At 35.7% G+C, this 18056-nt stretch carries 21 protein-coding genes; all 21 read right to left on the bottom strand.

Annotated elements, in window-relative coordinates:
- Nucleotides 1-393 carry a biopolymer transporter ExbD gene (locus tag RVY88_RS06730; RefSeq protein ID WP_002850537.1) on the bottom strand — a complete coding sequence of 131 codons (393 nt, stop codon included), beginning with the start codon at nt 391-393 and terminating at the stop codon, nt 1-3.
- A complete protein-coding gene (locus tag RVY88_RS06725) occupies nt 380-979 on the bottom strand; it encodes a MotA/TolQ/ExbB proton channel family protein (protein ID WP_011732235.1) in 600 nt (199 codons plus the stop codon). Before RVY88_RS06725 ends, RVY88_RS06730 begins: the two co-directional genes overlap by 14 nt.
- Nucleotides 980-1369, bottom strand: coding sequence for an ATP synthase F1 subunit epsilon (gene atpC, locus RVY88_RS06720; protein ID WP_002850539.1), 390 nt, complete (start codon nt 1367-1369; stop codon nt 980-982).
- Between the two features lie 17 nt (nt 1370-1386).
- Complete coding sequence (gene atpD, locus RVY88_RS06715) at nt 1387-2784, bottom strand: F0F1 ATP synthase subunit beta (RefSeq protein ID WP_002850540.1); 1398 nt, start codon at nt 2782-2784, stop codon at nt 1387-1389.
- A 17-nt stretch (nt 2785-2801) separates the two neighbouring features.
- Nucleotides 2802-3689 (bottom strand): ATP synthase F1 subunit gamma, encoded by an 888-nt coding sequence (gene atpG / locus RVY88_RS06710; protein WP_002850541.1) that lies wholly within the window; start codon nt 3687-3689, stop codon nt 2802-2804.
- 9 nt (nt 3690-3698) lie between these two features.
- Nucleotides 3699-5216, bottom strand: a complete 1518-nt coding sequence (gene atpA, locus RVY88_RS06705; protein WP_162167305.1) for a F0F1 ATP synthase subunit alpha — start codon at nt 5214-5216, stop codon at nt 3699-3701.
- A 14-nt stretch (nt 5217-5230) separates the two neighbouring features.
- The gene (locus tag RVY88_RS06700) at nt 5231-5761 is read right to left on the bottom strand and encodes a F0F1 ATP synthase subunit delta (RefSeq protein WP_162167304.1); all 531 of its coding nucleotides are present in this window, start codon (nt 5759-5761) and stop codon (nt 5231-5233) included.
- A complete protein-coding gene (locus tag RVY88_RS06695; protein ID WP_002850544.1) occupies nt 5761-6279 on the bottom strand; it encodes a F0F1 ATP synthase subunit B in 519 nt (172 codons plus the stop codon). Before RVY88_RS06695 ends, RVY88_RS06700 begins: the two co-directional genes overlap by 1 nt.
- Before the next feature lie 9 nt (nt 6280-6288).
- A complete protein-coding gene (locus RVY88_RS06690; protein WP_002850545.1) occupies nt 6289-6711 on the bottom strand; it encodes a FoF1 ATP synthase subunit B' in 423 nt (140 codons plus the stop codon).
- A gap of 73 nt (nt 6712-6784) precedes the next feature.
- Nucleotides 6785-7630, bottom strand: a complete 846-nt coding sequence (locus RVY88_RS06685; protein WP_162167302.1) for a ParB/RepB/Spo0J family partition protein — start codon at nt 7628-7630, stop codon at nt 6785-6787.
- Nucleotides 7631-7632: 2 nt separating this feature from the next.
- Nucleotides 7633-8415 carry a ParA family protein gene (locus RVY88_RS06680; protein WP_002850548.1) on the bottom strand — a complete coding sequence of 261 codons (783 nt, stop codon included), beginning with the start codon at nt 8413-8415 and terminating at the stop codon, nt 7633-7635.
- On the bottom strand, nt 8412-9047 hold the full coding sequence (locus tag RVY88_RS06675) for a biotin--[acetyl-CoA-carboxylase] ligase (RefSeq protein ID WP_002850550.1): 636 nt from the start codon (nt 9045-9047) through the stop codon (nt 8412-8414). Before RVY88_RS06675 ends, RVY88_RS06680 begins: the two co-directional genes overlap by 4 nt.
- On the bottom strand, nt 9028-9942 hold the full coding sequence (fmt, locus tag RVY88_RS06670; RefSeq protein ID WP_002850551.1) for a methionyl-tRNA formyltransferase: 915 nt from the start codon (nt 9940-9942) through the stop codon (nt 9028-9030). The genes RVY88_RS06675 and fmt overlap by 20 nt, the downstream gene beginning before the upstream one ends.
- On the bottom strand, nt 9939-10703 hold the full coding sequence (gene proB, locus RVY88_RS06665) for a glutamate 5-kinase (protein WP_002850552.1): 765 nt from the start codon (nt 10701-10703) through the stop codon (nt 9939-9941). Before proB ends, fmt begins: the two co-directional genes overlap by 4 nt.
- Nucleotides 10704-10868: 165 nt before the next feature.
- Nucleotides 10869-11903, bottom strand: coding sequence for a GTPase ObgE (gene obgE / locus RVY88_RS06660; protein WP_002850553.1), 1035 nt, complete (start codon nt 11901-11903; stop codon nt 10869-10871).
- 85 nt (nt 11904-11988) lie between these two features.
- On the bottom strand, nt 11989-12246 hold the full coding sequence (gene rpmA, locus RVY88_RS06655; protein ID WP_002850554.1) for a 50S ribosomal protein L27: 258 nt from the start codon (nt 12244-12246) through the stop codon (nt 11989-11991).
- Between the two features lie 10 nt (nt 12247-12256).
- The gene (rplU, locus tag RVY88_RS06650) at nt 12257-12565 is read right to left on the bottom strand and encodes a 50S ribosomal protein L21 (protein ID WP_010402549.1); all 309 of its coding nucleotides are present in this window, start codon (nt 12563-12565) and stop codon (nt 12257-12259) included.
- A gap of 208 nt (nt 12566-12773) precedes the next feature.
- Complete coding sequence (locus RVY88_RS06645; RefSeq protein WP_038454119.1) at nt 12774-13808, bottom strand: cytochrome-c peroxidase; 1035 nt, start codon at nt 13806-13808, stop codon at nt 12774-12776.
- A gap of 408 nt (nt 13809-14216) precedes the next feature.
- A complete protein-coding gene (gene fdh3B, locus RVY88_RS06640; RefSeq protein ID WP_002850557.1) occupies nt 14217-14771 on the bottom strand; it encodes a formate dehydrogenase FDH3 subunit beta in 555 nt (184 codons plus the stop codon).
- A 14-nt stretch (nt 14772-14785) separates the two neighbouring features.
- Nucleotides 14786-17743: a formate dehydrogenase subunit alpha gene (locus RVY88_RS06635; protein WP_080512724.1), complete on the bottom strand. Its 2958-nt coding sequence runs from the start codon at nt 17741-17743 to the stop codon at nt 14786-14788.
- Nucleotides 17744-17753: 10 nt separating this feature from the next.
- The gene (locus RVY88_RS06630; protein ID WP_002850560.1) at nt 17754-17957 is read right to left on the bottom strand and encodes a twin-arginine translocation signal domain-containing protein; all 204 of its coding nucleotides are present in this window, start codon (nt 17955-17957) and stop codon (nt 17754-17756) included.
- Nucleotides 17958-18056: the final 99 nt, after the last annotated feature.

The following is an 18056-nucleotide window of genomic DNA, read 5'->3' as shown; positions in this document are numbered from 1 at the left end:
TTATCCGTTGGTTTCAAGTGCAACTTTAGTAAATCCGGCATTTTTCATAGTTTTTAAGACATACATTACATCATCATAAATTAGTCTTTTATCGGCTTTTATGTATACCGGGGAGTTTTTATCGTACTTTTGAGAGATAAGAATTAAATTATCGCCTAATTCTGGTAAGCTCATTACGCTTTGATTTATATAGACTTTTCTTTGAGCGTCTATTCTTACAGTAAGAGTTTTTAAATTTTGGGATACTGCTTTGCTTTTTGAACCATCAGGAAGTGTTATTTGCTCTTCATAGACGATAGCCGGAGTTGTAACCATAAGTATAGCTAATAAAACTAGCATAATATCAACCAGAGGAGTAATATTTAGCTCTGGATTTTCATCAAAATTTATCATTTTGGCTATAATCTTCTTTTATACTAACTAAAATATTTGCTTCTCTTCTTATGATGCTGATAATTTCATATGCTTTTCTCTTTATAAGAAGATTAAAACTATAAGCCGGGATGGCCACAAATATGCCACATCCAGTAGCAACCAAAGCTTCTGAGATAGCTGGCGCAATCACACTAAGCGAGCTACTTCCACCACCTTGACCAAGTCCTGCAAAAGTTTCAAGTATACTTATAACCGTTCCAAACAGACCTATGAACGGCGATGTAGAAGCTATAATTGATAACATAGTAAGACCACTTGTAGCGTTTGCTTCAGCCAAACTAATGCAAACGTCTAATTTTTCTTTTGTAATTCTGCCAGACGCACACTTTTTAAGTGATGAATCAACAAGATCGGATTTTGTTCCCATTAAAATAGACTCAAGAGCAACTTGTTCTTTTTTTATCCAGTTGTTAAGTCCGATATATCTTGAAAAAAGTATTGTAAAACTAATAACAAAGTATAGCGACAACCAGCTTAAAACGATGATTGTCACTAAACTGCTTTTTGATAAATAGTTTAGAAGAAGATCTAAAAAACCAAGCACTTATCTTGCCCTCGCAGCATTTTCGATTCTTGCTAAAGCTGTGGCTAATATACCATTACCATCGCTCATACGTTTAACAAGAGTTTTTGCATTTTCAATAGACTGAGCAATCTCACTTTCGCTATTTCCAGCTACATACACGGCACCATCGACTAAAACGATTACTTTATTTTCATCTATTTTAACATAACCCCAGTCTATGGCAACAGCGTCGTGAGTCCCATCAACATTTTCTATATCTACAACACCGATTTTTAAAAGCGAAACAAGTGAGGCATGCCCAGGAAGCACACCGAACTCGCCTTCACTACCAGGAAGTACTACCATTTTAGCATCATTTGAAAATATAAGCCCCTCAGGAGTTACTATTTCTAAATGTATTGTATTCATATCGCTTCCTTTTTAGCTTATGCTCTCATTTTTTCAGCTTTTGCGATCGCCTCATCAATATTTCCTACCATATAGAACGCATTTTCTGGTAATTGATCGTATTTGCCTTCTAAGATACCTTTAAAGCCGGCAATTGTCTCTTCAAGGCTTACATACTTACCAGGACTACCTGTAAAAACCTCTGCAACAAAGAACGGTTGAGATAGGTATTTTTCTATCTTTCTAGCTCTATCAACTGTAAGTTTATCTTCTTCGCTAAGCTCATCCATACCAAGAATTGCGATAATATCTTGCAAATCTTTGTATTTTTGAAGCACGGCTTGAACGCCACGAGCAATCTTGTAATGCTCTTCACCTAAAATTTGAGGATCTAGCATTCTTGAAGTTGAATCAAGCGGATCGACCGCCGGGTAGATACCTTTTTCGGCAATGGCGCGGTTAAGAACCGTTGTTGCATCAAGGTGTGCAAAAACTGTCGCAGGTGCCGGGTCTGTAAGGTCATCAGCCGGTACATATACGGCTTGAACAGATGTAATCGAACCTTTTTTAGTTGATGTGATTCTTTCTTGAAGTCTTCCCATTTCGCTAGCTAACGTTGGTTGATAACCAACCGCACTTGGGATACGTCCAAGAAGAGCCGACATCTCTGAGCCTGATTGTGAGAAACGGAAGATGTTATCAATAAACATAAGAACATCTAGTCCCATCTCGTCACGAAAATACTCAGCCATTGTAAGACCAGTAAGCGCTATACGGTTTCTTGCACCCGGCGGTTCATTCATTTGTCCATAACATAAGGCAACTTTATCCAAAACGCCGGATTCTTTCATTTCATTATAAAGATCGTTACCCTCTCTTGTTCTTTCACCGACACCGGCAAATACCGAATAGCCGCTGTGTTTGAATGCAACGTTGTGGATAAGTTCCATAATGATAACTGTTTTACCAACGCCGGCACCGCCAAATAGTCCAACTTTACCGCCTTTTGCATAAGGAGCCAAAAGATCTACGACTTTTATACCTGTTTCAAAAATTTCACTTTTTGTGCTTTGATCTTCAAATGCCGGCGGATCTCTATGAATCGACCATTTTTTATCAAATTTTTCTTCTTCGCCTTCGTCTATAAGATCACCAATTACGTTGAATATTCTTCCTAAAACTTTTTCTCCAACAGGAACACTGATAGGCGACCCAAGCGCTATAGCATCTAACCCTCTTGTAAGTCCTTCGCTCATATCCATAGCGATAGTTCTTACACGATTATCTCCAAGGTGTGCAGCAGTCTCTAAAATAAGTTTATGCGTGTTGCCTTCTACTGTAAAATTTACTTCAATAGCTTCGTTAATCTTAGGCAAGTAGTCTTTGAAATCAACATCAACTACAGGACCCATAACTTGGCTAATAATACCTTTCATTATCTCTCCTTCTAAATTTACTTCATACTCTCGACACCGCTTATAATCTCTATAAGCTCTGTCGTAATGCTCTCTTGTCTTGCCTTATTATAAGCAAGCTGAAGCTCTTTAACTCTTGCTTTTGCGTTGTTTGTAGCATTATCCATAGCCTGCATTCTAGCGCTATGTTCAGCTGCTAAAGAGTCTATTAGAGCATAATACATACTATACTCAAAATATTTTTTCATCAACTCTTCTAATATCTTCTCATCATTTTCTGGTTCAATCTCCATAAGGGAACTAGAGTGCTCAACATTTTCTATCGACGGGGTTTCTACAGGAACTATAGTGTTTATTCTTATCTCTTGAGAGATCATATTTTTATAACCATTATGAACCAAAATAACCTTATCGGTAGCTCCTGCTACAAAATCACTGATCGCTGAAGCTATAACGCCTTTTGCTTTATCATAAGTAGGTGCAGAGCTGATTCCTTTATAACTTTCTAGAATTTCTACACCTTGAAAATTAAAGAATTCTATACCTTTTTTACCAACTGCTCTTAGTCTGACTTTGATTTTTTTTGATTTATACTCTTCTATCATATTTCTTATAGTTTTTATAGTAGAAATATTAAATCCTCCACAAAGTCCTTTATCTGCAGTAACAAAAATAATATCAACTTTGTTTATAGAGGCTTTTAAGTCAAAAAACTTATCGTCTTTGCCTACGATCTTAAATTGATTTATTTTATAAGCTATCTCGCTCAAAACTTCATTAATTTTAAGAGCATAAACACGAGAATGACGAGCAGCTTCTTCTGCTTTTTTAAGCTTTGCAGTAGAAACTAGCTTCATTGCTTTTGTAGTTTTTTGCGTGTTTTGAACACTCTTAATTTTTCTTTTTATATCTTTTAAATTTGACATATCTTAGCCTTATTCAGCGCTAAACGTTGCTTTAAATTCATTCAATGCTTTGCTTAGTGCTTCTTCGATATCTTTATCAAGAGCTTTTTTATTTCTAATTTGCTCAAAAATTTCAGGATACTTAGCCTCTATATACGGATATAATTCAGCTTCGAATTTAGTAACTGCAGATACTGGAATATCATCAAGATATCCTTGACTACCTGCGTAGATTATGATAACTTGATTTTCTACAGGGAGCGGGCTATAAGGAGGTTGCTTTAACACTTCGACCATTCTTTGTCCGCGCTCAAGTTGTTTTCTACTACTCTCATCAAGATCGCTTGCGAACTGAGCAAAAGCTTGAAGTTCGCGATACTGAGCAAGATCAAGCCTTAGTGTTCCAGAAACTTTTTTGATAGCTTTTATCTGGGCTGATCCGCCGACACGACTAACAGACAAACCAACGTTAATAGCAGGACGAATACCTGAGTTAAACAAGTCGCTTTCCAAGAAAATTTGACCATCAGTTATAGAAATAACATTTGTAGGAATATACGCTGAAACGTCACCTGCTTGAGTCTCGATAATAGGTAGAGCCGTAAGACTTCCCGCTCCTAGTTTATCACTTAGCTTACTAGCTCTCTCAAGCAGTCTTGAGTGCAGATAGAAAACATCTCCTGGATATGCTTCACGACCCGGCGGTCTTCTTAAAATCAATGACATTTCACGGTAAGCTACAGCGTGCTTGCTTAGATCATCATAAATAATAAGAGCATGGCGTGAGTTATCACGGAAATATTCACCCATTGTTACACCTGCATATGGAGCAAGATATTGTAACGCCGGAGCATCGCTTGCACTTGCATTAACTACTATAGTATAGTCCATAGCACCGTACTCTTCAAGTTTTTTAACAACTTGAGCTACTGTTGATTGCTTTTGACCTATAGCCACATAAATACAGATTACGTCTTGACCTTTTTGGTTGATAATAGTATCTATAGCAACTGTTGTCTTACCTGTTTGACGATCACCGATAATAAGCTCTCTTTGACCACGGCCGATCGGAACCAAACCGTCTATAGCTTTAATACCTGTTTGAAGCGGCTCATGAACAGATTTTCTAGCCATAATACCTTTTGCTTTTTCTTCAATAAATCTTGTCTCTGTAGCTTCTATAGCTCCTTTTGCATCTATAGGCTCGCCTAGAGCATTTACGACGCGTCCTATTAAAGCGTCGCCCACTGGAACGCGAAGAAGCTTTCCAAGTCTTTTTACGCTACTACCTTCTTTTATGGAGCTTGATTTACCAAGAACGACTATACCGACACTACTCTCTTCAAGATTTAACGCCATACCTTTTTCACCGGTCTCAAACTCAACCATCTCACCGGCCATAACATTTTTTAGTCCATAAACGTTTGCAACACCATCAGCGACTGATATTACTTTACCAGTTTCTTCAATATCAACGCTTAAGTTGTAATTTTCGATGCGCTCTTTGATGATACCGCTAATCTCATCAGCTTTTAATTTTACACTCACGCTTTTACTCCTTATTAAATTGCTTTTAAAATATATTCGCTCATTTGAGCCTTTAATCTATCAATAGAAAAACTAACTTCCACACCAAGGTCATCTAGCTCTATTTTGATACCGTTATAGTTATTTTTTATGTTTTCAAATTCTATTTTTGCACCAAATTTCTTAGAAAATCTCTCTTCAAGCTCAGTTTTTTGAGCAGCGCTTAGCTCAAAATTACCAGAGATTAGACCGCTAAATTTGCAGTCTCTTACGGCTTGTTGATACTCAAATTCTTTTGAAATCCCCGGGATCAAACCGAGTCTTTTTCTCTCTGCTAAAAGTAATAAAAAATTATGAATTTTATTAGAAGCATTATCTAATAAAGAAAATAAAAAATCAGCTTTTTGTTTAGAACTGATATCTGGAGAATCAATTATTACTTTAAGTTTTGGGAGTAAAAAAGCATTTGATATATCTTTAAGTTCATTGCCCAATTTATCAAATTCATCTGAGCTTAAACTTAAAATAAGCGCTTTTACATACTTTTTAGCCACTACTTCTTTCATCAGCTTACCTTTTTAAGTACTAAATTTACAAATTCGCTTTGATCGATTTTTAGGGTATCTTCGGCAAAAACTTCATCTAGAATTTCACCGACTACGGATCTAACAATCTTTCTTTCTTCAAAATCTTTTTGTTCTTCATAGCTTTTTTGAAGTAACAAAAGTTCATTTTGAGTATCTTTTTCTATTTTTGATATTAGAATTTCTATCTCTTTGTCCGTAGACTCTAATAGACCGCTCGCACTGTTTTTTGCATCTTCAACTTTTTTTAAAACTTCATCTTTTTGCGCTTTTGAAGCTCTTAGTTTATCTTGTATAGCATCAAGTCTAGCAGCTATCGAATTTATTCTACCTTTATAAGCTTTTTTAACCGGCTCGGCTATCAAATAGTATAAAATACCGGCAAATATAACAAAGTTTATAGTTCTAGCAACTATATCATAATCACGCTCTGCACCACTAGCAGTCGCACCAAAAACAAAGATCGGAGCTAATAACAGCAATAAAATTTTAATATTCATAACAATCTCCTATATCTTTGACAATGAGCCGGCCAGGCTATTTTTAAATTCAGGGAGTTTTTCTAAAAGCATATTTCTTAGTTCGCTTTTTTTAGCAGCCAATCCAGCTGCAAAAATCTCATATTCAGACTCTATAGTCGCTTTTTTAGCTTCTATTTTTTTTGCGGCTTCCTCTTTTGCTCTAGCTAAAGCAGCTTGTTTTTTTGCATTTGCTTCAGCTCTAGCATCAAGAATGATTCTCTCAATCTCGGCTTTATACGCGCTAGCATCATTTGCATTTTTGCTAACACTATCTTCATCTTGTTTTATTGATCTATTTCTATCATCAATAAATTTAAGAAGAGGTTTATATAATATAGAGTTTAAAACAAAAATCAGCCCTAGAAAGATCACAACCGTAATAAGCAAAAGCGGCAGGTCAATTTGTAGCATTAATTCTCCTTAGTAAATTTCATTCACAGACATAAATAATAGTTGAATATTTTACAACAATAAAGGCTAAATTTTACTGAATTTTTTGAATTACTTGAATTAAATTTTGAATTTTTTCCACGTCAGCGAAATTTAATATCATTTTTTTGCCATTAATTTTACATTCATATCCCAAATTTAAAAACGTATCCTTTAAAATATTTAAATTCTCATTATAATTTTGTTGCATAGATACTAAATTTGAGGATTTGTCTGCTTTGTTTTTTATTCTTTTTATCAAATTTTCAGTATCTCTTACATTTAATCTTTGACCGACTATAGTATCAACAACCATTTTTTCATCATCTTTATCAAGTCCTACTATAACTTTCGCATGGCCCTGAGTCAATTTACCGTCTTCTATAAGACGTTTTGTGGATTCATCTAAGCTAAGCAAACGAAGAGTATTTGTGATAACTGTACGACTTTTTTTTATAATATTAGATAGTGCTTCTTGAGTAATTTTATACTCTTCTATAAGCTCTTTATATGAATTTGCCAACTCAATAGGACTTAAATTTTCTCTTTGAATATTTTCTATTAAAGCTAACTCTCTTAGATTTTGATCTTCTAAATTTGCTACTATAGCTTTTATACTATCTTTGCCTAAAAGTTTTGTAGCTCTAAGCCTTCTCTCGCCGGCTATAAGAGTATATCCGTTTCCTTTTTTTATAACTATAATAGGCTGGATTAAGCCATGTTTTTTTATGCTTGCACTAAGTTCGCTAAGAGATTCTTGATCGAAATGCTTTCTTGGCTGGAATGGATTTGGAATTATTTTATCTATATCAATATCTGATATAAGATCCCTATTTAACTCTTTGTCATACGCATTTTCTACATCTTCAAGTATCGCACTAAGTCCTCTTCCTAAAGCCATTTTTACCCCATTATCGAATAAGCTAAATTCTGATAAGCTATACTTCCGCTTGATTTGATATCATAAAGAATTACCGGTTTGCCGAAACTAGGACTTTCGGCAAGCTTTACATTTCTTGGGATGATAACAAATCCCTCTTCGGAGTCTGCAACTTTAAATAATTTATTTTCAAAATGCTTCTTTAAATCAGCAACTGTCTCTTTAGATAGATTATTTTGTGCACTATACATAGTGGGCAAAAAACCTTTTATAGTTAATTTAGGATTTATAGACTTTTTAATAACTTTTACCGTATTTAATATCTGAGCTAACCCTTCCATAGCATAAAACTCGCACTGTATAGGTATGATAACGCTATCACTCGCGCTAAGAGCATTTATTGTAAGACTTCCGAGAGCTGGCGGGCTATCTATGATTAAAAAATCGTAGTCGTCTCTAAGTTCGGAAATTTTATTTCTTAAAATAGCTTTGTAGTCTCTGTTTTGCTCATTGAATTCTTGTTCGATACCTACTAATCCTATATTTGATGGCGCAAGATGCAAGGTGTTAATCTCTGTTTTAAGAATAATTTCGCTTAATTTTTTTCTACCTGTTAATACATGATATATATTAAACTCATAATCGCTTCTGCTAAAACCAAGACCGGTTGTAGCATTAGCTTGAGGGTCGATATCTACAAGAAGTACCTTTTTCTCAGCTACAGCCAAAGATGCAGCCAAATTTACAGCAGTTGTCGTCTTTCCTACGCCACCTTTTTGGTTGGCAATGGTTATAACTTCACTCATCTTAAAGAATATACCTTTTTGTTATTTATTATTATCGAGCCATCGTCCAACAAAACAGAATTCTCAAGGCTCATAAGCTCACCGTCGACGTGAGCACTAAATATTTTTGATTTTTCGAATTCTAACAAATATTTGCTAAAAATTTGCTTCCATGAAGGATTAAGTTCTAAAGATTTTAAAAATCCATCTACTATCTGAGTAGCTCCATGGTCTATATCAAGTACGTTTGAATACCGTGGAGATGTTTTTAAATTTATACCCATTCCGCATATATAAACGCTTTTTATCTTAGTTGTTATAACTCCTCCTATCTTTTTATCATCGAGATAAAAATCGTTTGGCCATTTAAGCCATATTTTCGATCCACAACTCTTTAAATACTCATTCATTAAAAAAGCAAAATATATACTAGCAGAGCTTGAAGGCAGATCAGAAGTCAAACTAGAACTATCTATGCAGAAACTAAAATATAAATTTCCGTCCATACTTTCCCATCTATTTCCCCTACTTCCAACTCCTTTAGTCTGCCTAGAAGCGACTAAAGTATAAGGAGGAGTTATAACACCGAGTCTTAATGACGCTATAAGATCTTCTTGAGTAGAACTACACTCATCAACAAAACTTACTACCAACACCTAACCTTTTACCATTTATATAGTCTTTTGCATTTACCATTTTTTTTCCGGATTCTTGAAGGGATTTTATCTTTATACTACCGCCATTTACTCCGATCGTAAAACCGTCGTAATCTATACTTAACACATATCCATTTTCGCCTTTTAAATTTGAAATCTCCATATCCCAAATTTTAACTCCGTTTTCAAGATATAATCCCGGCCATGGATAGTATGCTCTAAATTTAGATTCTATGATTTTTGGAGTTTGAAGCTTAATATCTATTAGACCATCTTCTTTATGGACTTTGCCGCACTTAGAACTTAAAGCATGAAATTGAGCTATAGGAGATATACTTTCAAATTCATTTAAAATTTTTATAGTAAGTTTTGCAGCCATTTTTGCTAACTCACAAAAAAGTTGGCTTGATTTTAAATTGGGTATTTCGATCACGCTAAAGCCGAGTATATCTCCATCATCAAGCCCCACTCCCATTCTCATAGCAGTTACACCACTAAGCAATTCACCACGTAAAATCGCTTCTTGGATAGGACTTGCACCTCTAAATTTGGGGAGTAATGAAGCGTGCAAGTTTATACAAGGCGCAATATCTAAAATATCTTTTGGTAAAATTTGCCCGTAAGCCGCAACTACGATAAAATTAGGTTTTAAAGCCTTAATATCATTTACCGTGCTACTATCTTTTAAATTTAAAGGTTGAAAAATAGGAATATCAAGCCCACTTTGCAAAACTGTTTTTTTTACCTCTGGAGGAGTTAAGATTGCCTTTCTTCCTACTGGGCGATCAGGCTGCGTAAATACTGCAACTACGTTATAACCGCCATTTTTTAAGATAGCTTCTAAAATGACGCTAGCATAATCAGGAGTCCCCATAAAAACTATATTTTTCATTGTTCGCCTTTGAATATCGTACCGCCTATTTGATTATTGTCTAGTAAAAATGCTCTTGCATCACTAAGATCAAATCCGCTAGCTAAAAACATATCTTTTTTATTGTCCATCAAAAACTTAGCGGCCAAAAGCTTTGTTGTAATGCCGCCTGTACCATGCTTGCTTCCAGTATCGCTAGTTCTATTTAGCTCTTCATCGCTTAAATTAGTGACTAGATGACGGATTTTTGCGTTTTTATTTTCTCTTGGATCGCTATCGTAATAACCATCGATATCGCTTAATATAACTAGCAAATCGGCGTTAAAATAAAACGAAACGGCACTTGAAAGTCTATCGTTATCACCATAAACTATCTCGCTGATAGCGATAGCATCATTTTCATTTACGATAGGTATGATACCGTTTTTCAAAAGACCATTTATAACATTTAGTGCGTGATTTGTCTTTTTTCTCGAGTCAAAGTCGCCAGCACTAAGTAAAAGCTGAGCAGCTTGTTTACCAAATTTAGCCAAAGCCCTACTATAAATTTCCATTAAATACGGTTGTCCTATAGCAGAGAGAATTTGCTTATTAACAACAGTAGTTCTTGGGATATCAAGCTTTGTTTGACCCGTACTTATAGCACCAGAACTTACCAAAATCACTTCATATTTTAAGCTTAAATCATATAAAAATTCGCATAAACTAGCTACTCTTTTTTCGCTTATACTATGCTCGTCGCTGATCACGTGAGAGCCTACTTTTATAACCACTCTTTTCATAAAGAAATCGCCTTTAAATTTAAAATAAATTTGATGATTATACTATTTTGCTACTTAAACTCAGATATTGACGTAGATAGATAAGATTAAGGTATTTGAAGAAGTGTCTTTGTCGCACTTTTGACAAGACACTTTAATGATTTTTGAGATATCTAACGACTGAAATTAATTTTCGCCTTTTAAAATTTCCAAAAGTCCGAATTTAAGCTCTTTTAAGCCATCTCCGGCGACGCTTGATATAGGAAGTACGAAAAACGGCTTTTGGCGGTCGTATTCATAAATATCTTGTTTTTTATCAAATTTAAATTCATTTAAAAACTCTTCTATCTTTTCATCAGCGTCTACTGCAGCATCAAGCCTTGTTAAAGCTATAGCAAAATCTCTTTTTGCCAAATTCGGCGAAAACTTCAAAACTTCACTTTTTAGGGTTTCAAACTGCTCTTTAAGCGAACGATAATTTGCCAAATCTATCATATAAAGCAAGACTTTTGTTCTTTCTATATGTTTTAAAAACTGTATTCCAAGTCCTTTTCCGTCGCTTGCGCCTTCTATGATGCCCGGAATATCTGCCATGATAAATCCACTGAACTCATCAACTTCTACAAGTCCTAGTTTTGGCGTGAGAGTTGTAAATTCATAATTTGCGATCTGTGGTTTTGCGTTTGATATACTTGAGATGAGAGTTGATTTGCCAACATTTGGAAATCCTACAAGCCCTACGTCTGCTATGAGTTTTAGCTCTAAACGTATGTTTCTTGTCTCGCCTGGAAGTCCTGGTTGAGCTTTAGTCGGAGCTTGATTTACGCTTGTTTTAAAATGAACGTTTCCAAGTCCACCTTTTCCGCCGCTCAGAAATAACTCTTTTTGTCCTTCGCTAATCAAATCAAGCAAAAGCTCATTACTATCGGCGTCATAAACTGCAGTTCCTGGAGGAACTATAAGCTCGAGATTATCTCCTTTTTTTCCTGTCATATTTCTAGGAAGCCCGGGTACGCCGTTTGCAGCTTTCATAGCTCTTTTGCCTTTGTAGTTGGCTAGAGTGTGAGTATTGTTATCTACTATAAAATAAACATCTCCGCCGTTTCCGCCATCTCCGCCATCAGGTCCGCCTAGCGGAACATGTTTTTCACGGCGAAAACTAGCACATCCCGGACCGCCTTTACCGCTACTTACACTAAAACTTGCACTATCTACAAACATATGATTATCCTTATATTTAGGAGAAATTATAATAAAAAATTGCTGAAATTAAAATAGGAGAAATAGCCCAAAAAAGGGCTATGAATTAAGCCGCTGGATAGACAGAAACTTTTTTTCTATCTTTGTCTTTTCTTTCAAATTTAACAAAACCGTCAACAAGGGCAAATATAGTATGATCTCTTCCGATACCTACGTTATTTCCCGGATGAGTTGCAGTCCCTCTTTGACGAATAATAATATTTCCAGCTCTTACAAACTCGCCACCGAATTTTTTAACACCTAAGCGACGACCTATACTATCACGGTTATTTTGGGTTGAACCTTGACCTTTTTTATGTGCCATACTTTACTCCTTAGGCTTTTATACTTGTAACTTTAACGCGAGTATATTGTCTTCTAAAACCGCGTTTTAATTTTGAGTCTTTACGTCTGCGTTTTTTATAGATAACAACTTTTTTATCTTTGCCTTCGCCGACTACTTCTAAGACAACTTTTGCACCCTTTATAAATGGCGCACCTACCTTTAAACTACCGTCATTGACTGCTAAAACTTCGTCAATTTCGACATTTGACTTTGCTTCGGCTTCAAAATGATCTAAATTTAGGAAGTCGCCTTCGCTAACTTTATACTGTTTTCCGCCGTGTTTGATAATAGCGTACATCAAACTATCCTTTATAAATTTGGTAGACCAAAAAGCATTTCTAAGATTAAAAAATATAGAAAATTTTGGGAGCTGATTTGGCTATGGAATGTGGATTATACTCAAATTTATATAAAATTTAGTTGAATTTATGCAAGATATGGATTGTAAATATAAAATATGTTGTGATAAAGTGTAAGAAGTCCCATTTTAAATGGGACTTAAAAAATTATAGCTCAGGTTTTGGAGTTTTTTCTGTGCTTTTTGGGAACATTGGATAAACAACTTTTGGTTTGTCACCAGTTAAAGCGTTTAAGAATGTAACTATACTAGTTGCTTCTGCATCAGTTATCTCTATACCAAGTTGAACGCTACCCATAGTTTTAACAGCGTCCTCAAGTTTCCATATAGCACCATTGTGAAAATATGGAGCAGTTTCTGCTACATTTCTTAAAGTAGGAGTTTTAACCATACCGTTTGCATCACCTTTGAAGTCGCCTATGTTTGCGAATTGATATTTTCCAGCTACTTCAAATGCTTGCATAGAACCACCAAGATTTACTCCTGTATGGCAAGCAGAACAGCCTTTATCTAAGAATAATTTAAGACCAGCTTTTTCAGCTTTTGTTAAAGCTTTTGTATCGCCTTTTATAAATTTGTCGAATCTTGATGGAGTAAGAAGAGTTCTTTCAAAACTAGCTATAGAATCAGCTATATTATCAAAAGTTACGCCGCTATCGCCATATATCTTTTTAAACTCAGCTACATACTCAGGTAAAGATGCAATTCTTTCAACTGCAAGTGCCGCTGGAGTAGCCATCTCTGGCTCAGCTTCGATTGGTCCTTTTGCTTGATCAACTAAAGTCATAGCACGACCATCCCAAAATTGAGTTGTGTTTAATACTGAGTTATAAACAGTTGGAGAGTTTAAATGATGTGGGTTTACAGTCCATTTATGACCAACCGCAGCAGCTATGCCATCAGTACCGCCAAGCCCTAGGTTATGGCATGTATTACAGCTAATGATACCGCTTTTTGACAAACGCGGCTCAAGATATAACTTTTTACCTAATTCTGCTTTAGCGTCTGTATATTTATTTGGTTCAACGCCTATCTCTTTAAGCATAGCATCAACTTGTTTTTGATCAGATGGCAAAGCTACCAATCCTGCATTTTTTGCTTCTTTTAATAAATCAGCATCACTAATAGCAAACATTGAGCTTGCAACCAATAAAGAACTTAAAACTAAAAATGAACCTTTCATATGTTCGTCTCCTTTAAGCGATAAAATATAACTCAAATGTTATAGTAACTAAAATTAAATTGAAATAAATTTTATTGAATTTAAAATATTATCAGCTAAGTATAACTAGCCGTTTTTTCTACTATTATAATTTTTACTTATGAATTTTAAGATATTTTTTATCTTTTACTAAACTATTATCGGCAATTTAATAGAAAGTAAATTTTATATAATTAAATTTTCTAATATTAACAGAAATTACAAAAAATACTAAATTTAAAATATTTTTACGATAAATTTATTAAATTTAGAAATCAATCTGATGGTAAATTTGAAATATTGTATTACATAGTAGTTTTAATATAAGAAAATATTAATAGAATTGCCAGTTATTAACAAAAGTTAATCTGGCAAATTCTATAAATTTAATCAAATATTTGCATTTTTTATAAGTACTCTTTTGCGATAAATATTTGAAACCTCAGTTGCATCGCCGACCAAAAGAGCGTTTGTAGAACAAACTGCGGCACACATAGGTACCTTGCCTTCGGCAATTCGGTTTTGACCGTAGAGATGACGCTCGGCTTCACTGTTTGTCTCCTCAGGACCTCCAGCACACATTGTGCATTTATCCATCTCACCTTTGATACCAAAAGCACCGTCGCGTGGAAATTGAGGAGCACCAAATGGACAAGCATATAAGCAGTATCCACAGCCTATACATTTATTCTTATCATGAAGAACTATTCCATCGGCTCTTATGTAAAAGCAGCTCACTGGACAAACTTGAGCACAAGGTGCATCAGTACAGTGCTGACAAGCAATCGTACTTGATACCTCTTTTCCTTCTATGCCGTCATTTACCGTGATAACTTTTCGGCGATTTATTCCGACTGGAACTTCATGAGCCGAACTACAAGCAACTTGACAAGCAAAACAGCTTATACACCTATTTTTATCTACATAAAATTTCATTCTTGCCATACTATCTCCTTAGCTCATTTTTCATCGAAAAACGCTGTTTTAAATGTACTTTGATCACTTGCACGCTCTAATCTACAAAGTCCGGCATTAAACTCGGAAATTTGAGTAACGATGTCAAATCCATAATTAGTGATAGTATTTGAGCTCTCGCCTATAGTATATGGCTTAGTACCCTCCGGATATCTAGCACTTAGATCTACTCCTTGCATAACTCCAGCAAAGTTATACGGAAGACAAATTCTATCAGGTGTTACACTATGAGAATGGATGCATTTTACTTTTATCTTTGTACCTTGGGGACTATGTATCCACATCATTTCTCCATCTTGTATGCCATATTTCAAAGCAAGTTCCGGATTTACGTGAGCAAACATTTCTGGCGTTATATGAGCTAAATATTTACTAGTTCTTTCTATCATACCGGCACCACTTAAATTTACTAAACGCATTGAGCTTATAATAGTTGGAAAATCTTTACTCCAATCTTGAGCTTTTTGCTCGCTTTCGAATTTAGTAGAAACTCTGAAATTTTTAGCTTGATCACCGAAAGTAGGATATTTTTCAACTAAATCTTTGCGCGGAGAGTGGATCGGCTCTCTATGCTTTGGATACTGATCTATAAATTCCCACACTATAGCTCTTGCTTTTGCATTTCCGCAAGGGCTTACGCCCGCTTCTTCGCATTTTTTAGCAATTATACCACTATAATCCATATTCCAACCGCTACCCATTTTAGCTTTTTCTTCTTCGCTCAAAGTAATACCCAAAACTTTTTCTATGTTATCTTTGGTAATTTGCGGATATCCGCCTTTTACTTTTGAGCCAGGAATAGTTATAGAATCATCTGCTAATTGACTTACGCCATTATGCTCAAGTCCAAAACGGTTTCTAAATCCCATACCGCCTTTCCATACAGGTTTTGTCACGTCATAAAGCACTGGACTTCCAGGATGATTTTTATTCCAACAAGGCCATGGAAGACCGTAATACTCACCTGCTACAGGACTGCCCGGTTTTCCCATAAGAGTGTCTGGATCAAAATTTATCCAGTTTTCTTGATGCTTTTTGAGGCGATCTGCAGTACGACCGTTGTTGCCGATACTTTGAGTAGTTCTTGCTATCTCGTTTGTAGCATCATCAGGCCATACGAAGCTATCTTTTACTTTTTTAAGCTCTCCGTCTACAACATCCATCATCATACCTTTTACGTACTCATCATAAAAACCGAATTTTTTAGCAAAAAGCATCATTACTTCTTGATCTTCTTTTGACTCGTAAATCGGAGGTATAACTTGACTTCTCCACTGAGCTGAACGATTTGTGGCACTAACATATCCGCTACTTTCAAACTGAGTTGCAGCAGGCAATATATATACTCCATCTTTTCTATCGCTCAAAATTGCGACTTCATTTACAAACGGTTCTACGACAACAAGCATATCAAGCTTATCTATAGCCTCTTTTATCTTAGTAAGGTGAGCCATAGAAGTGATACCAGTGCCTTGCACCCAAAGAACTCTTAAATTTCCGCTTGAAAATGTATTTTCTTCTTTTAAAACACCTTGCCACCATTTTGAAAGAGAGTAACCTTTTTCGTTTCTCCAGTTTCTATCTTCTGGGGTTTTTGGATCATGATAAAAATACTCTTTAAATTTAGTTCCCTCAACATCATCACCTAACTTTTCTCTAGGTTCTTTTACGCTAGTTGCAAAACGTTTTATAAATTTATCATAATCTTGCCCCCAACCTTTACAGAAATGTTTCCATGCAGCATCGCCCAAGCCATAATACCCAGGAAGAGAATCCGCAAGGTTGTTCATATCGGTCGCACCTTGAACATTATCGTGACCACGGATAATATTGCATCCGCCACCGGCTTTGCCTACGTTTCCTAATATCAGTTGCAAAAGTGCATAAATTCTAGTATTTGAACTTCCCACCGAGTGCTGAGTTACGCCTAAAGCCCATGCTAAAGTCGCGGGTTTTGTCGTAGCAAAAACTCTAGTTATCTCTATGAGCTGCTCTGCTGGAATTCCAGTAACATTCTCAGTCTCTTGCGGAGTCCAATGCTCGGCTTCTTTTCTTATCTCATCAACTGCGTAAGAGCGAGTTTTTATAAACTCCTTATCCTCCCAGCCGTTTTTAAATATTAAATGAAGCATTCCATAAGCAAATGCTATATCTGTTCCTGGTCTAAGTCTTACGAAATAATCAGCCTTTGCGGCAGATTTTGTATAAACAGGATCAACTACGATAAGTTTGCAGTTATTTCTATCTTTTGCTTGAAGCATATGCTTAAAGCCAATAGGATTTGCAACTGCCGAGTTTGCTCCGATCAAAAGTATTGCTTTTGAATTTGCTGTCACATCGCCAAAGTGATTCGTCATCGCGCCATAACCCCAAGTATTGGCCACACCGGCCACTGTTGCGCTATGTCAAATACGTGCTACGTGATCTATATTATTCGTTCCCCAAAAAGCTGCAAATTTTCTAAAGTAAAATGCTTGCTCATTGCTAAATTTAGCCGAACCCAAAAACTCAACACAGTCTGGTCCGTCTTCTTTTCTAATCTCAAGAAGCTTATCGCCGATCTCATTGATAGCAGTTTCCCAGCTGATTCTTTCCCATTTACCATTTACTTTTTTCATCGGGTACTTTACACGCTGTTTTGACTTCGTAAGATCTATTTGATCAATACCCTTACAGCAATGGCTACCTTGAGATATAGGATGATCTATCGCCATATCTTGTCTTATCCAAACGCCATCTTTTACCTCAGCTTCTATACCACAACCAGCTGAACATATAGTACAGATAGTGCGAACTTTTTTTGAGCCGGGAAATGGGTTTTTTATCTCTTCGTTTGTAGCGGTTCTTAATGTCTCATTCTCTTTACCAAACGCCATAGTGCTTCCAGCACCAAGAGCAGCAAGCTTTAAGAATGAGCGTCTACCTATGTGAGCTTCACTCATTTTAAGCCTTTCAATACGCTATTTTGTAAAATTTTTCCCAAGCTTCACTTTTGTAGTAAAGCACCTCTTTTTTCTTTGTTTTACCGCTTACAACGCCATTTTGATTTGATTCGTTGTATTCTTTAGAAGCAAAAGCTCCTGTGGCGGCTACTCCTACACCAGCTATTGCACCTACTTGCAAAGCTTTTTTAAGAAATTCTCTTCTGTTTTTCAAAGCAACTCCTTGTATCATAAGTAAAATATATTTTACTTATTTGTTTTATTCTACTTTAAAGAGTATCAAAATCGAATAATAAGTTAATACTAATAATTT

Origin of the sequence: Campylobacter sp. TJR-1 (genome assembly GCF_032840035.1) — a bacterium.
Classification (GTDB): domain Bacteria; phylum Campylobacterota; class Campylobacteria; order Campylobacterales; family Campylobacteraceae; genus Campylobacter; species Campylobacter fetus.
This window is presented reverse-complemented; position numbering and strand designations above follow the sequence as displayed.

What these genes read in the sequence shown, in the direction of transcription:
- RVY88_RS06730 (WP_002850537.1), bottom strand. Translation starts at nt 393, where the DNA reads ATGATAAATTTTGATGAAAATCCAGAGCTAAATATTACTCCTCTGGTT.
- atpC (WP_002850539.1), bottom strand. Translation starts at nt 1,369, where the DNA reads ATGAATACAATACATTTAGAAATAGTAACTCCTGAGGGGCTTATATTT.
- atpD (WP_002850540.1), bottom strand. Translation starts at nt 2,784, where the DNA reads ATGAAAGGTATTATTAGCCAAGTTATGGGTCCTGTAGTTGATGTTGAT.
- atpG (WP_002850541.1), bottom strand. Translation starts at nt 3,689, where the DNA reads ATGTCAAATTTAAAAGATATAAAAAGAAAAATTAAGAGTGTTCAAAAC.
- RVY88_RS06700 (WP_162167304.1), bottom strand. Translation starts at nt 5,761, where the DNA reads ATGAAAGAAGTAGTGGCTAAAAAGTATGTAAAAGCGCTTATTTTAAGT.
- RVY88_RS06695 (WP_002850544.1), bottom strand. Translation starts at nt 6,279, where the DNA reads ATGAATATTAAAATTTTATTGCTGTTATTAGCTCCGATCTTTGTTTTT.
- RVY88_RS06690 (WP_002850545.1), bottom strand. Translation starts at nt 6,711, where the DNA reads ATGCTACAAATTGACCTGCCGCTTTTGCTTATTACGGTTGTGATCTTT.
- RVY88_RS06685 (WP_162167302.1), bottom strand. Translation starts at nt 7,630, where the DNA reads ATGGCTTTAGGAAGAGGACTTAGTGCGATACTTGAAGATGTAGAAAAT.
- RVY88_RS06680 (WP_002850548.1), bottom strand. Translation starts at nt 8,415, where the DNA reads ATGAGTGAAGTTATAACCATTGCCAACCAAAAAGGTGGCGTAGGAAAG.
- fmt (WP_002850551.1), bottom strand. Translation starts at nt 9,942, where the DNA reads ATGAAAAATATAGTTTTTATGGGGACTCCTGATTATGCTAGCGTCATT.
- proB (WP_002850552.1), bottom strand. Translation starts at nt 10,703, where the DNA reads ATGAAAAGAGTGGTTATAAAAGTAGGCTCTCACGTGATCAGCGACGAG.
- obgE (WP_002850553.1), bottom strand. Translation starts at nt 11,903, where the DNA reads ATGTTTGTAGATAGTGCAAGTTTTAGTGTAAGTAGCGGTAAAGGCGGT.
- rpmA (WP_002850554.1), bottom strand. Translation starts at nt 12,246, where the DNA reads ATGGCACATAAAAAAGGTCAAGGTTCAACCCAAAATAACCGTGATAGT.
- rplU (WP_010402549.1), bottom strand. Translation starts at nt 12,565, where the DNA reads ATGTACGCTATTATCAAACACGGCGGAAAACAGTATAAAGTTAGCGAA.
- RVY88_RS06645 (WP_038454119.1), bottom strand. Translation starts at nt 13,808, where the DNA reads ATGAAAGGTTCATTTTTAGTTTTAAGTTCTTTATTGGTTGCAAGCTCA.
- fdh3B (WP_002850557.1), bottom strand. Translation starts at nt 14,771, where the DNA reads ATGGCAAGAATGAAATTTTATGTAGATAAAAATAGGTGTATAAGCTGT.